We start from the raw sequence: 13,589 nt of genomic DNA on the forward strand, positions 1-13,589 counted from the left end.
CCGTCCAATGAGCGAAGCGCTTTGTCTTGCCAGCGCCGCCGAACTGCAGCAGCGCATCCGGCGCAAGGAAATCTCGCCGGTGGAACTGACCGCTGCGGTGCTGGCGCGCGCCGAGCGGCTGCAGCCGGTGCTGAACTGCTTTATCACGCTGTGCGCGGACGAGGCCATGGCCGCGGCGCGCGCGGCGGAAGCGGAAGTGATGTCCGGCCGGCCGCTGCCTCCGCTGCACGGCATTCCGTTTACCGCCAAGGACATCGTCAACACGCGCGGCGTGCGCACGACCTTTGGCGCCGTGCCGATGCGCGACAACGTGCCGGCCGAAGACGCCGTGGCGGTGGCGCGGTTGCGCGAGCAGGGCGCGATCCTGGTCGGCAAGACCACCACGCCGGAATTCGGCTCCAAAAGCCTGACCGATTCGCCGCTGTTCGGGCGCACCCGCAATGCCTGGCACGCCGAGCGCACCAGTGGCGGCTCCAGCGGCGGCGCCGCGGTGGCAGTGGCCAGCGGCATCGCGCCGCTGGCGGTGGCGACCGATGGCGGCGGCTCCACGCGCATTCCTGCCGCCTGCAATGGCGTGGTGGGCATCAAGCAGAGCCAGGGGGTGATTCCGCACAGCCAGGCGCAGGACCTGTTCGGCAACCAGACCTACGTGACGCCGACCACGCGCACGGTGGCCGACACCGGCCTGATGCTGCAGGCCATGGCCGGCGAACACCCGTGCGACCCGTGGTCGATCGGAGTGCCCGCCGCCGACTACGTGGCCGCAGCGCAGCCGCAGGGCGACCTGCGTGGCCGGTGCATCCTGTACTGCCTGGCGCCGCCGGGCCGTCCGGTGTCGGCGGACGTGGCGCGCGCGTTCGAGGCCAGCCTGGACAAGCTGCGCGCACTGGGCGCCGAACTGGAGCCGTTCGGCGGCGAGGGGTTCGACGTCGAGCCCGTCTGGCGTGCCATCAACCACACTGTATGGCGCACGCGCTTTGCGCCGATCGTGGCCCAGCACCGCGAGGCGCTGAGCCCGACCTTCGTGCGCCAGGTGGAATCCGCCGCCGCATTCACCGCAGTGGAATACCAGCAGGCGATGTTCGAGCGCTCGCAACTGTTCCTGCGCGTGCAGGCGCTGCTGGGACGCGCCGACCTGCTCGCCATGCCCACCATCACACGCACCGCGCTGCCGCTGGAGCAAGACCTGTTCGGCCAGATCGAAATCGACGGCCAGGACTATCCCGATGTGCGCGCGAACTGGTTCCCGTGGACCATGCCGTTCAATATGACTGGGCATCCGGCCATCAGCCTGCCCTGCGGCTTTGGTGGCGACGGGCTGCCGATCGGGCTGCAGCTGGTCGGGCAGTTCCGCGGCGACGCGCAGCTGCTGCGTGTGGCGGCCTTGTACGAATCGGTCCATGACCTCACGGGCCAGTGGCCCACCCTGCCCTGACACTCTCTCAACATCGTTCCCTGACTGCCATGACTGATCAAGTCCGATTGACGCGCCGGCTGCTGGCCATGACCGCCGTCGCTGCCGCCACCTTCGCCATGACCGCTCCGGCTAGCGCGGCCGATGCCGAGCCGATGCATATCATCGTCGGCTACGCCCCCGGCGGCGCCGCCGACAGCCTTGCCCGCCTGTATGCCGAGCAGCTGCGCCAGGACGGCCACGGCACGGTGGTGGTCGAAAACCGCCCCGGCGCGTCGGCGCGCCTGGCGCTCGACTACGTGAAGCGCGCCAGGCCCGATGGCAAGACCGTGTTCATCGGCCCCTCGCCCCTGTTCACGATCTTTCCGCTGACCTACAAGAAGCTGTCTTACGACGCCGACAAGGACCTGGTGCCCGCAGCGGTACTGACCGATGTGCCGACCGCGGTCGCGACCGGCGTGCAGCAGCCTTACCAGAACATGAAGGAATACGTGAGCTGGGCCAGGCGCAACCCGGGCGGCGCCAGCCTGGGCCTGGCCACCATCGGCAGCGCCGGCCACCTCGGCACGGTGGCGCTGGGCAAGGCCGAAGGCATCGCCATCACGCCCGCGGCGTATCGCGGCGCATCGCCGATGCTGGTGGATGTGGTCAGCGGCAATGTGTCGATCGGCTGGGATGCCGTGGCCAGCATGATGCCGCTGTACAAGGGCGGCAAGCTGCGCTTCCTTGGCGTGAGCGGCACGCGCCGCGCCAAGGCGCTGCCCGAAGTGCCCACCATGAAGGAACAGGGCTTCAGCCAGTACGACCACGCCACCAGCTGGTACGGCGTGTTCGTCCCGGCAGGCACCCAGCCTGACGTGGTGGCGCAAGTGGAAAAGATGTTCCTCGCGGCCTCGGCCAACGCCGCCACCGCGGCCAAGCTGGAAGCGCTGGGCCTGGAAGTGGTGGCGCGCCCCGGCCACGAAGGCCGCCGCCGCATCCAGCTGGAACGCGCCGCCTGGAAGCCGATCGTGGAGGCGACCGGCTTCCAGGCCGAGGACTGAGGCCCGGCCCTGCCCTCAGGGCTTGGGCCGCACCGCGTCAGCGGTCCCCTGGATGAAGGCCTTGATCTTCTCGACATCGTCCGGCGTCAGCTTGCCGGTGAAGTCAGGCATGCCGCGCGCCATCGCCGGCCCCTTGAAGACCACCTTGTCCAGGTTCTCGATATAGGCGGCATCGATATAGCCCAGGTTGGGGATATTGCCGCCGCGGTCCACGCCGGGAACGCCGTGGCACAGGACGCAGTTGCTGACGTACAGGCCGGTGCCCGCCTTGACCTGCGCCGGGTCATATTTCACGCCCTGCAGCAGCTTGGCGGTGCGGTACTCGGCAAAGGCCGGCAGCGGTGCCTTGCCACCGAGGGCGAAGGTGTAGACCGTGCCCGGCCCCTGCCGGTTGGTGGCGCGCTGGGCCTGCCCGTAGACCCCGCCCCAACCCACTGCCACCGACACATACTGCTTGCCGTTCAACTCGAAGCTGACCGGCGCCGCCACCACGCCGGTGCCGGTGGGCGACTCCCACAGCTTGTCGCCGCTGCGCGCGTCATAGGCGACAAAGCGGCCGTCGGCGGTGCCCTGGAACACCAGGTTGCCGGCCGTGGTCAGCGTGCCGCCGTTCCACGGCGACACATGTTCCTGCGTCCACGCGGCCTTCTGCTGCACCGGGTCCCACGCAATCAGCCGGCCGAAGGGCTTGCCCTTGGGCGGCTCGGCGTTCAGGAATTTGGCGGTGTTCCAGCCCACGTTGCCATGCGGCGTGCCGGGTTTGCCTTCATTGAAGTTCCAGGCCTTGTCGTCCATCAGGTTGATCGGCACGTTCTGCGCCGGCAGGTAGACCAGCCCGGTCTGCGGGTTGAACGACATCGGATGCCAGTTGTGCGCGCCGTACGGACCGGGGACCGAGTCATAAGGCTTGTCGGTGGCGCGCGCCTCGGGCCGCTCGATGGGGCGGCCATTGGCGTCATAGCCGGTGGCCCAGTTCACGTCGACAAAGTTCTTTGCCGAGATGAACTTGCCGTTGGTGCGGTCGATGACGAAGAAGAAGCCGTTCTTGGGCGCGTGCAGGATGACCTTGCGCATCTGGCCATCGAGCTTCAGGTCGGCCAGGATCATCGGCTGGGTCGAGGTGTAGTCCCAGTTGTCGCCCGGGGTCTCCTGGTAGTGCCAGACGTATTTGCCGGTGTCGGGATCGAGCGCGACGATCGATGCCAGGTAGAGGTTGTCGCCGCCGGCCGGGCTGCGCTTGCTGCGCGACCATGGCGCGCCGTTGCCGGTGCCCACGTACATCAGGTTCAGCTCGGGGTCGAAGGCCAGCGTGTCCCAGGCCGTGCCGCCGCCGCCCGCCTCCCAGTATTTGCCGCTGGGGTCCCAGGTCTTGGCCGCCGCAGCCATCGACTCATCCTCGAACGGCTTGGAGGGGTCGCCCGGCACCGTGAACCAGCGCCACTTCTGCTCGCCGGTGCCGGCGTCATAGGCGGTGATGTAGCCGCGCACGCCATATTCGGCGCCGCCGTTGCCGATGATGACCTTGCCCTTGAACACGCGCGGCGCGCCGGTGATGGTGTACGAGTACTTGCGGTCGATGATGGTGTCTTTCTCCCACAGCTTGCGGCCGCTGGCGGCATCCAGCGCGATCAGCCGGCCATCGTAGGCGGCCACGAACACCTTGCCCTGGTACAGCGCCACGCCGCGGTTGACCACGTCGCAGCAGCCGCGATAGCCGAGCGAGCGGTCCACCTTGGGATCGAAGGTCCAGAGCCGCTTGCCGGTGCGCGCATCGACCGCATGCACCACGCTCCATGACGCGGTGACGTACATCACGCCGTCCACCACCAGCGGGGTTGCCTCCACGCCGCGGGTCGACTCCAGATTGTAGGTCCACACCAGCCCCAGGTCGCGCACGTTGGCGGCATCGATCTGCCTGAGCCGGCTGAAGCGGGTCTCGGCATAGTCCAGGCCGTGGCTGGGCCAGTCGCGGGCGGTGCTGGCGTTGGCACTGATAAAGGCGCCGTCAACCTTGGCGGCCGCATTGCGCGGCGCCGCGGCGCCGGCGGGCAAGACCTGCATCACCAGCGCCAGGGCCGCTGCCAGGAAGCCTGTGGCGCGCCTCATGGTGCGGTGGGGGTGCATTGCAACATCGGGGGCAACGGGGTCCGTCGCCTGCGTCAACGCATGGCTCATATCGTCTCCTGTAGGGCATTCTTGTTGGAATTCGGGACTGCAGGATTACGGAACTGCGCGATGCCGGGCGGTGGCCGGGGCCTATAGATAATCGGTGAGCGATTCGATTATGGGTACAGGGATTACCCGCAGAAAGTCGCGCCGCCGGCGCAAGATGGCTGGCGTCCCGAGCCTGCCCAGCGATATGTGCAGGATATTGCTGATGAAGAAATGAATATTGGACGGTGCGGGCGCCGGTGGCTTAGCCTTGGCGCCAAGGCAGGCAACCAGCCTGCATCGCGCATCCGGAGACACCACCATGAGCAACTTCCTTCTCTACGAGCAGCAGGACCATATCGTCACCCTGACGATGAACGAGCCCGAGCGCCGCAACCCGCTGACCGGCAATACCGCCGTGGCGGAGTTCCTGGCCGCGATCGACCGCATCCACGGCGACCGCAGCGTGCGCGCGGTGGTCATTACCGGCGCGGGCACGGCGTTCTCGTCTGGCGGCAATATCAAGGACATGGAACGCCAGGCCTCCGGCGCAGTGCCGGGCATGGAAATCCGTCAGGACTACCGCTGCGGCATCCAGCGGCTGCCGCTGGCGCTGTTCAACCTGGAAGTGCCGGTCATCGCCGCGGTCAATGGCGCGGCCATGGGCGCGGGGCTGGACCTGGCGTGCATGTGCGACATCCGCATTGCCTCGGAGCGGGCGCAGTTTGCCGAGTCCTTTGTCAAGCTCGGCATCATCCCCGGCGACGGCGGCGCATGGCTGCTGCCGCGCGTGATCGGCCTGTCCCGGGCGGCGGAGATGACCTTCACCGGCCAGCCGATCGATGCCAGGCTGGCGCTGGAATGGAACCTGGTGTCGCGCGTGGTCGCGCCCGAGGCGCTGCTGCCCACGGCCTATGAGCTGGCCGGCCGCATCGCCGCCAACCCGCCGCACGCGGTGCGCCTGGCCAAGCGCCTGATGCGCGAGGCCATGCATACCCGCCTGGATACGCTGCTGGAACTGTCCGCCGGCTTCCAGGCGCTGTCGCACCAGACCGCCGACCACCGTGAGGCAGTGCAGGCGTTCCTGGACAAGCGCACGCCGGTGTTCACAGGCAACTGACCAGCTGAGCGTCAGGCGGACTGCTGTGCCGCTCAGCCTGCCACGCCCAGCGCTCCCTCTACATTGCGCACCAGGCTCACCAGGCGCGGGCCGATGTCTTCCTCCATCTGCTTGCTCTGCTGGCTGAATACCGGCACCGAGGCGGCAAAGATCCACGCCTCGCCGTCGCGGCGGGTGCGCATCGGCACGGCAACCGATTCGACCTCGCGGTGCAGGTCGCGGTGGCCGCGGCAGAAGCCGTGGTCTTGCAGGTCGCGGGCGGCATCGGCCAGGCGCTCCTGCAGCCAGTCGGCGCGCTGCGGATCGGCGGCGCGGAGCTGGGCGAGGTACGCCTCGCGCTCGGCCTCGGTCAACAGCATCAGGTAGCCGCGTCCGGAACCCGTGCGCGAGACCGACACGCGCGTGCCGACCTCGGGCCGGAACACATGACTGCCCACGCCCTGGGCGATTTCGACGTAGGTCAGCGCATTGCCGCTGCCGACGATCAGCTCCACCTGCCCGGCGATGTGGTCCGCCAGCTCCTGCATGGCCGGCCGCGCCAGCTGGCGGATCGTCATGCGTGCCAGCGCGGGTGCGGCCAGGTTGATCAGCCCGACCCCGGGCACGTAGCGCGACAAGCGCTCCGAATAGTGCAGCAGGCCCAGTTCGCACAGGGTGTCGAGCAGCCGGAACAGGGTCGGCTTGGCCAGGCCGGTGCGCTCCATCAGTTCGCGGCTGCTGAGCTCCTGCACCGTCGGGGAAAAGCAGTTGAGGATCGAAATGCCCCGCGCCAGCGCGCTGACAAGGCGCGCCTCGCCGTCGGCATCGGCGGGCGGCGGGGTCAGGGAGGCGTGTGGTGCATTCGTCATGTTATTGCCTTGATTCAAGGTTTTTTGATACGTGCGTCTCAAAACCCGGATGTTGCCCTTCGTTTTTTCCAAAGTCAAACCGGGTTATTTGGGTTTACACGACGCTTTTCCGAAGCCAGAATCCCAATTCATCGTATTGGACGATCACATTTCGGTACAGATGTCTCAATATCCCAGCCACGACTCGCAACGTTCAGCCTTTTCAGGAGACACCGCATGCAACAAGCCGTCATCGTCGACGCCATCCGCAGCCCGATGGGCCGCTCCAAGCCAGGCTCGGCCTTTACCGAACTCCATGCCACCGAGTTGCTGGCCCAGGTCATCAAGGGCCTGGTCGAGCGCAACAAGCTGGACCCGGGTTTGGTCGACGACGTCATCACCGGCTGTGTGACCCAGGCGGGCGAGCAGTCCGCCGGCCCGGGCCGGGTGGCGTGGCTGGCGGCAGGCTTTCCTGACCACGTGCCGGCCACCACCATCGACCGCAAGTGCGGCTCCAGCCAGCAGGCGGTGCATTTCGCCGCGCAGGGCATCATGGCCGGCGCCTATGACATCGTCATCGCCTGCGGCATCGAGTCGATGAGCCGCGTGCCGATGGGCTCGGCCCGCATTGGCCAGAACCCGTACGGCCCGTCGATGGAAGCGCGCTATGCGCCAGGTTTGGTGTCACAGGGTGTTGCGGCCGAGCTGGTGGCCGCCAAGTACGAACTGTCGCGCCACGACATGGACAGCTATTCGGCCCGCTCGCACGAGCTGGCCGCCACCGCGCGCGAAAGCGGTGCCTTCCGCCGCGAGATCCTGGGCATCAGCACGCCCAACGGGCTGGTCGAGCAGGATGAAACCATCCGCCCGGGCACCTCGGTGGAGAAGCTGGGCACGCTGCAGGCCTCGTTCCGCAATGACGAACTCAGCGCGCGCTTCCCGCAGATCGGCTGGAACGTGACCGCGGGCAATGCCTCGCAGATCAGTGACGGCGCCTCCGCCATGCTGCTGATGAGCGAATCCATGGCGCAGCGCCTGGGCCTGAAGCCGCGCGCTCGCTTCGTGGCGTTCGACGTGTGCGGCGACGATCCGGTCATGATGCTGACCGCCCCGATCCCCGCCAGCCAGCGCGCGATCAAGAAGAGCGGCCTGAAGCTGGACCAGATCGACCACTACGAGATCAACGAAGCCTTTGCCTGCGTGCCGCTGGCCTGGCAGCGCGCGCTCGGCGCCGACCCGGCACGCCTGAACCCGCGCGGCGGCGCCATTGCGCTGGGCCATCCGCTGGGCGCCTCCGGCGTGCGGCTGATGACCACCATGCTGCATGCACTGGAAGACAGCGGCCAGCGCTATGGCCTGCAGTCGATGTGCGAGGCCGGCGGCATGGCCAACGCCACCATCATCGAGCGCCTGTAAGCCGCGCCTGAACCAGACATCCAGTCAAGGAGACACAGCATGAAACTGACCAATATGTCCGCCGTCGTGACCGGCGGCGCTTCCGGCCTGGGCCTGGCCTGCGTGCGGCGCCTGGTGGAACGCGGCGTCGACGTCGTGATCGCCGACCTGTCGGAAGAGCGCGGCAATGCCGCGGTCGACGAGTTCAGCGGCAAGGTCCGCTTCCTCAAGGCCGACGTGACCGACACCGACCAGATGAACGCCGTCTACGACGCCGCCGAAGCCATTGCCCCGCTGCGCGCGCTGATCCATTGCGCCGGCCTGGGCGGCCCGGTGCGCGTGGTCGAGAAGGACGGCTCGCCGGGTTCGCTGGAAAAGTACGAGTCGATCGTGCGCATCAACCTGATCGGCACCTTCAACGCGCTGCGCCTGGGGGCCGCGCGCATGGCCAAGAACGAACTGATCGACGGCGAGCGCGGCGCGTGCGTGCTGACCGCGTCGGTGGCCGCCTACGAAGGCCAGATCGGCCAGATTCCCTATGCCTCGGCCAAGGCCGGCATCGTCGGCATGACCCTGGTGGCCGCGCGCGACCTGGCACAGCGCGCGATCCGCGTCTGCACCATCGCCCCGGGACTGTTCGACACCCCGCTGCTGGCCAAGCTGCCGGAGAACGTGCGCGCCTCGCTCGGCGCCATGGTGCCGCACCCGCCCCGCCTGGGCGCACCGGATGAATACGCGTCCACCGCGCTGCACATCCTGGAGAACCCCATGCTCAACGGCGAAACCATCCGCCTGGACGGCGCCATCCGCATGGCACCGCGCTGAGCCGCGCGCTGCACCGATACCGACTTCTGACAAGGAATCCCGCATGAGCGACACGCTGCAACTGGAAACCCGCGGCAATACGCTGCTGATCACCATGAACCGGCCCCAGGCGAAAAACGCCATGGACTTCGAGACCGCGACCGCGCTGGCCGCCGCCATCGACCAGCTGGAAAGCCGCGACGACCTGAGCGTGGCCATCCTGACCGGCGCGGGCGGCACCTTCTGCTCGGGCATGGACCTGAAGGGCTTCCTGGAAGGCAAGCGTCCCAGCCTGCCTGGCCGCGGCTTTGGCGGGCTGACCGAGAAGCCGCCGCGCAAGGTGCTGATCGCCGCCGTCGAAGGCTATGCGCTGGCCGGCGGCTTCGAGCTGGCGCTGGCGTGCGACCTGATCGTGTCGTCGAACGCGGCCAGGTTCGGCCTGCCTGAAGTCAAGCGCGGGCTGGTGGCCGGCGCCGGCGGCCTGATGCGCCTGCCGCGCCGCGTGCCGTACCACATCGCCATGGAATACGCGCTGACCGGCAATATGCTGGGCGCCGAACAGGCCCACGCCTATGGCCTGATCAACCGCCTGACCGAACCAGGCCAGGCGCTGGCAGGCGCGCTGGCGCTGGCCGAAGAGATCGGCGCCAACGGCCCGCTGGCGGTTGCGGTCAGCAAGCAGATCGTGGCCGAGTCCGCCGACTGGAGCGCCGAGGAGATGTTCGAGCGCCAGCGCCCGCTGCTGGCGCCGGTGTTCACCTCGGCCGATGCCCGCGAGGGTGCCGCCGCATTCGCCGAGAAGCGCAAGCCGGTGTGGACGGGCAAATGATGGCACACGCCAGACCGAGGGCATCGATGTCATCCGCCCTGGGCTAGAGAACGGCCGGCCACAAGCCGGCCGTTCGCACATGCCAAGCAGCACACAGACCAGAACATGGAGGAGACCCATGAAACACAAGCTGCCAGAATCGCTGTTCAACACGTCCGCGGCCCTGCTGCTGGCGACCGCCGCCGCCACGCTGCCGCTGCCCGCCAGCGCCGCGTCCTGGCCTGAGCGCCCCATCACCATCATCGTGCCCGGCGCGCCGGGCGGCACCACCGACATCCCGACGCGCCTGGTGGCGCAGAAGCTGTCGGCCATCCTGGGCCAGCCGGTGGTGGTCGACAACAAGCCCGGCAGCGGCGGCATCATCGGCACGCAGGCCTTCATGCGCGCGGCGCCGGACGGCTACACGCTGCTGGTCGGCAATACCGGCTCGCACGCAATCAACTACAGCGCCTACAAGCAGTTGCCCTACCAGCCACAGGACTTCATGCCGCTGACGGACCTGATCTCGTTCGCCAACGTGCTGGTGGTCGGCGCGCAGGCGCCGGTGCGCAGCGTGTCCGAGCTGGTGGCGCAGCTCAAGCAGTCCCCGGGGAAGTATTCCTACGCCTCGGCCGGCATCGGGCAGACCACGCACCTGACGGCGGAACTGTTCCGGCTGCGCACTGGCACCGAAGTAATTCACGTGCCGTACAAGGGGTCGACACCCGCCACCACCTCGGTGCTGGCGGGCGAAACCACCTTCATGTTCGACAACCTGACGCAGGCGCTGCCGCAGATCCGCGCCGGCAAGCTGCGCGCGCTTGCGGTGACCAGCGCCGAACGCCTGCCGGCACTGCCGGACGTGCCGACGATGGCGCAGACCGGCGTGAAGGATTTCGTGGTGATGGGCTGGCTGGGCTTCTTTGCGCCGGCCAGGACCCCGCCGGCCATTGCCGCCACGCTGCAGGAAGCGCTGGGCAAGGCCATGCGCGACCCCGAGGTGGTGGCCAGGTTCCGCGACATGGGCGGTATCCCTGGCGGCGAACCGCAGCCGAAGTTCGCCGCGCTGGTCAGCGGCGACATCAAGCGCTGGGGCGAGACCATCCGGGCATCCAAGGTCAGTCTGGACTAGCGAGGTGTGGGGCCGCCTTTGGCAAAGCGGAAGGCGGACCCGCCCAAAGCCAAATTGACACGGTTGGGCCTGGCGCATACGCTCGCCCTACCCTGCGGTATATTCAGCGCACGCTTAAATGTAAAGACATGGAAAGCGCCCCGGGGCTCACAACGATAACGACAAGCGACGAGACCACACCGTGCCTACCCCCACCGCGCCTTCCCGCTACGAAGCCCTGCGCCCGGCCTTGCCGATCCTGATCGGCGCCTCCGTGATGCTCAGCCTGGCCATGGGCCTGCGCCAGAGCCTTGGCATCTTCATGCCGCCGCTGACGCGGGACATCGGCATCTCGGTATCGGATTTCACCATCGCCATCGCGGTACAGAACCTGGCGTGGGGCCTGCTGCAGCCGCTGGCCGGGGCCTGGGCCACGCGGATCGGCTTCCGGCCGCTGATGCTGGCCGGCTCGCTGCTCTATGTGACCGGACTGGTGCTGCTGGCGACCGCGCACAGCATGGTCGGCGTCACGCTGGGCGCGGGCGTGGCCATCGGCGCGTCGATGGCCTGCACCGGCAGCGCCCTGGCGATGGCGGTGGCGGCGCGGCCGGTGTCGGCGGCGCTGCGCAGCACGGTGCTGGGGCTGGTGTCTGGCGCGGGCTCGCTGGGCGCGCTGCTGGCGGCGCCGATCGGGCAGATGGTGACGCAGGCCTACGGCTGGCGCGCCGGGCTGGCAGCGTTCGTGCTGCTGGCGCTGGTGATGCTGCCCGCGGCGTGGTTTGCCGGGCGCGTGGACCGGCTGCCGCTGGTGTCGCCCGCAGGGCGCGGCCAGGACAGCGCGCGTGAAGCGCTGGGCACCGCGCTGCGGCACGCGCCGTTCGTGGTGATGGCGCTGGCGTATTTCGTCTGCGGCATGCAGCTGGTCTTCCTGACCACGCACCTGCCGTCGTATCTGGACGTGTGCGGCATGGACCCGATGCTGAGCGCGCAGGCGCTGGGCGTGATCGGCGGCTTCAACGTGCTGGGCAGCATCTTCTTCGGCTGGGCCGGCGGCCGCTTCAACAAGCTGATGCTGCTGGGCGGCATCTATACGATTCGCTCGCTGGCGCTGACCTGGTACTTCACGTCCGCGCCCACGCCGCAGAGCACGCTGGTGTTCGCCGCGGTAATGGGCTTCCTGTGGCTGGGCGTGGCGCCGCTGGTATCGGGCTGGATCGCCGAGACCTTCGGCCTGCGCTGGCAGGCCATGCTGGGCGGCGTGGCGTTCTTCAGCCACCAGATCGGCAGCTTTTTCGGCGCCTTCGGCGGTGGGCTGGTCTACGACGCGCTGGGTTCCTACACCGTGGCGTGGCAGGTCGGCGTGACGCTGGGGCTGGCCGCGGGTCTGGCGCAAATTGCATTTGCCGTGGCCACGCGGCGGCGCCCGCCGCTGATGGCCACGTCCTGAAACACTGTGCCGGGCCGCCCCGAACGGGGGATGCGGAGCGCGCGCTTAGCACCTAGCATGAACACTGAGCGGTCCGGTCTTGGATCCTCAGGCCTTTTCAAGCCCGCCCCCGCGCGGGTTTTTTTATGGTTCGTCGCTGAATTGGGTGGCACGCGCGCCAGGCGCCCTTCCCTGGCCCATACCAATATGCGCGCTCGCCGGCGCCAAAGACAGCCCCCTAACACGTACAATCTCGGCTTTCCTTCCCGCCCCATCCGCTGCCATGACCACACTCGGAACGCCTCTCTCCCCCTCTGCCACCAAAGTGATGCTGCTCGGCTCCGGCGAGCTGGGCAAGGAAGTGCTGATTGCATTGCAGCGCCTGGGCGTGGAAACCATCGCCGTCGACCGCTATGACAATGCCCCCGGCCAGCAGGTAGCCCACCACGCGCGCACCATCGCCATGAGCGACCCGGACCAGCTCAAGGCGCTGATCGAGGCGGAAAAGCCGCACCTGGTCGTGCCCGAGATCGAGGCCATCGCCACGCCCATGCTGGAAACCCTGGAAGCCGCCGGCACCGTGCGTGTGATCCCCACCGCCCGCGCCGCGCGCCTGACCATGGACCGCGAAGGCATCCGCCGCCTGGCCGCCGAATCGCTCGGCCTGCCCACCAGCCCGTACAAGTTCTGCGATTCGCTGGATGAACTGCAGGCTGCCATCGACGGCGGCATCGGCTACCCGTGCGTGGTCAAGCCGGTGATGAGCAGCTCCGGCAAGGGCCAGAGCAAGATCGACGGCCCCGAGGGCGTCAAGGCGGCCTGGGACTACGCCATGGCCGGCGGCCGCGTCAGCCACGGCCGCGTGATCGTGGAAGGCTTTATCGATTTCGACTACGAGATCACGCTGCTGACCGTGCGCGCCATGGGCGCCAGCGGCCAGGTGGAAACGCAGTTCTGCGCTCCGATCGGCCACGTCCAGGTCAGCGGCGACTACGTCGAAAGCTGGCAGCCGCAGCCGATGCACCCCGCCGCGCTGGAAACCGCCCAGCGCATCGCGCAGGCGGTCACGGCAGACCTGGGCGGCATGGGCCTGTTCGGCGTGGAGCTGTTCGTCAAGGGCGAGCAGGTCTGGTTCAGCGAAGTCAGCCCGCGCCCGCACGACACCGGCATGGTCACCATGGCCACGCAATGGCAGAACGAGTTCGAGCTGCATGCCCGCGCCATCCTGGGCCTGCCGGTCGACACCACGCTGCGCAGCCCCGGCGCCAGCGCCGTGATCTACGGCGGCGTGGATGCCCAGGGGGTGGTCTTCGATGGCGTCGACCAGGCACTGAGCGTGCCGCAGACCGAGGTGCGCCTGTTCGGCAAGCCCGAGAGCTTCGTCAAGCGCCGCATGGGCGTGGCGCTGGCGTACGCCGACGATGTCGACACCGCCCGCACCCGCGCCAAGGAAGCCGCCAGCCGCGTGCGTCCGCGCGCGGTCGGCTGAG

Annotated in this window: 11 protein-coding genes; 9 read left to right on the forward strand and 2 right to left on the reverse strand. The window is 68.4% G+C overall.

The features are described from left to right. Positions 1-7: 7 nt before the first annotated feature. Positions 8-1,435: an amidase gene (locus tag AC3WQZ_RS10210; RefSeq protein ID WP_492300464.1), complete on the forward strand. Its 1,428-nt coding sequence runs from the start codon at positions 8-10 to the stop codon at positions 1,433-1,435. A 68-nt stretch (positions 1,436-1,503) separates the two neighbouring features. Next, a complete protein-coding gene (locus AC3WQZ_RS10215) occupies positions 1,504-2,457 on the forward strand; it encodes a Bug family tripartite tricarboxylate transporter substrate binding protein (protein WP_011615374.1) in 954 nt (317 codons plus the stop codon). A gap of 15 nt (positions 2,458-2,472) precedes the next feature. On the opposite strand, the gene AC3WQZ_RS10220 is transcribed toward AC3WQZ_RS10215, so the two are convergent. Then, positions 2,473-4,632, reverse strand: a complete 2,160-nt coding sequence (locus tag AC3WQZ_RS10220) for a PQQ-dependent dehydrogenase, methanol/ethanol family (protein ID WP_058698768.1) — start codon at positions 4,630-4,632, stop codon at positions 2,473-2,475. Positions 4,633-4,930: 298 nt separating this feature from the next. Here AC3WQZ_RS10220 and AC3WQZ_RS10225 point away from each other — a divergent pair, with 298 nt between their 5' ends. Beyond that, positions 4,931-5,728: a crotonase/enoyl-CoA hydratase family protein gene (locus AC3WQZ_RS10225; RefSeq protein WP_010812087.1), complete on the forward strand. Its 798-nt coding sequence runs from the start codon at positions 4,931-4,933 to the stop codon at positions 5,726-5,728. A 32-nt stretch (positions 5,729-5,760) separates the two neighbouring features. Here AC3WQZ_RS10225 and AC3WQZ_RS10230 read toward each other — a convergent pair whose 3' ends face one another. Beyond that, positions 5,761-6,576: an IclR family transcriptional regulator gene (locus tag AC3WQZ_RS10230; RefSeq protein WP_010812088.1), complete on the reverse strand. Its 816-nt coding sequence runs from the start codon at positions 6,574-6,576 to the stop codon at positions 5,761-5,763. Positions 6,577-6,792: 216 nt separating this feature from the next. On the opposite strand from AC3WQZ_RS10230, the gene AC3WQZ_RS10235 reads away from it, so the two are divergent. The 6 genes from AC3WQZ_RS10235 (at position 6,793) to purT (ending at position 13,588) form a co-directional block, all read left to right on the forward strand. Continuing rightward, positions 6,793-7,971: a thiolase family protein gene (locus AC3WQZ_RS10235; RefSeq protein WP_010812089.1), complete on the forward strand. Its 1,179-nt coding sequence runs from the start codon at positions 6,793-6,795 to the stop codon at positions 7,969-7,971. Between the two features lie 39 nt (positions 7,972-8,010). Beyond that, complete coding sequence (locus AC3WQZ_RS10240; protein ID WP_010812090.1) at positions 8,011-8,775, forward strand: SDR family NAD(P)-dependent oxidoreductase; 765 nt, start codon at positions 8,011-8,013, stop codon at positions 8,773-8,775. A 43-nt stretch (positions 8,776-8,818) separates the two neighbouring features. Beyond that, the gene (locus AC3WQZ_RS10245; RefSeq protein ID WP_010812091.1) at positions 8,819-9,583 is read left to right on the forward strand and encodes a crotonase/enoyl-CoA hydratase family protein; all 765 of its coding nucleotides are present in this window, start codon (positions 8,819-8,821) and stop codon (positions 9,581-9,583) included. 118 nt (positions 9,584-9,701) lie between these two features. Continuing rightward, on the forward strand, positions 9,702-10,694 hold the full coding sequence (locus tag AC3WQZ_RS10250) for a Bug family tripartite tricarboxylate transporter substrate binding protein (RefSeq protein WP_492300466.1): 993 nt from the start codon (positions 9,702-9,704) through the stop codon (positions 10,692-10,694). 181 nt (positions 10,695-10,875) lie between these two features. Then, positions 10,876-12,120 carry an MFS transporter gene (locus AC3WQZ_RS10255; protein WP_010812093.1) on the forward strand — a complete coding sequence of 415 codons (1,245 nt, stop codon included), beginning with the start codon at positions 10,876-10,878 and terminating at the stop codon, positions 12,118-12,120. A 262-nt stretch (positions 12,121-12,382) separates the two neighbouring features. Then, on the forward strand, positions 12,383-13,588 hold the full coding sequence (gene purT, locus AC3WQZ_RS10260) for a formate-dependent phosphoribosylglycinamide formyltransferase (RefSeq protein WP_010812094.1): 1,206 nt from the start codon (positions 12,383-12,385) through the stop codon (positions 13,586-13,588). The last annotated feature ends 1 nt before the right edge of the window (position 13,589 follow it).

It is taken from the genome of Cupriavidus sp. FW305-26 (genome assembly GCF_058787975.1).

What these genes read in the sequence shown, in the direction of transcription:
- AC3WQZ_RS10230 (WP_010812088.1), bottom strand. Translation starts at nt 6,576, where the DNA reads ATGACGAATGCACCACACGCCTCCCTGACCCCGCCGCCCGCCGATGCC.
- AC3WQZ_RS10250 (WP_492300466.1), top strand. Translation starts at nt 9,702, where the DNA reads ATGAAACACAAGCTGCCAGAATCGCTGTTCAACACGTCCGCGGCCCTG.
- AC3WQZ_RS10215 (WP_011615374.1), top strand. Translation starts at nt 1,504, where the DNA reads ATGACCGCCGTCGCTGCCGCCACCTTCGCCATGACCGCTCCGGCTAGC.
- purT (WP_010812094.1), top strand. Translation starts at nt 12,383, where the DNA reads ATGACCACACTCGGAACGCCTCTCTCCCCCTCTGCCACCAAAGTGATG.
- AC3WQZ_RS10210 (WP_492300464.1), top strand. Translation starts at nt 8, where the DNA reads ATGAGCGAAGCGCTTTGTCTTGCCAGCGCCGCCGAACTGCAGCAGCGC.
- AC3WQZ_RS10245 (WP_010812091.1), top strand. Translation starts at nt 8,819, where the DNA reads ATGAGCGACACGCTGCAACTGGAAACCCGCGGCAATACGCTGCTGATC.
- AC3WQZ_RS10220 (WP_058698768.1), bottom strand. Translation starts at nt 4,632, where the DNA reads ATGAGCCATGCGTTGACGCAGGCGACGGACCCCGTTGCCCCCGATGTT.
- AC3WQZ_RS10240 (WP_010812090.1), top strand. Translation starts at nt 8,011, where the DNA reads ATGAAACTGACCAATATGTCCGCCGTCGTGACCGGCGGCGCTTCCGGC.
- AC3WQZ_RS10225 (WP_010812087.1), top strand. Translation starts at nt 4,931, where the DNA reads ATGAGCAACTTCCTTCTCTACGAGCAGCAGGACCATATCGTCACCCTG.
- AC3WQZ_RS10235 (WP_010812089.1), top strand. Translation starts at nt 6,793, where the DNA reads ATGCAACAAGCCGTCATCGTCGACGCCATCCGCAGCCCGATGGGCCGC.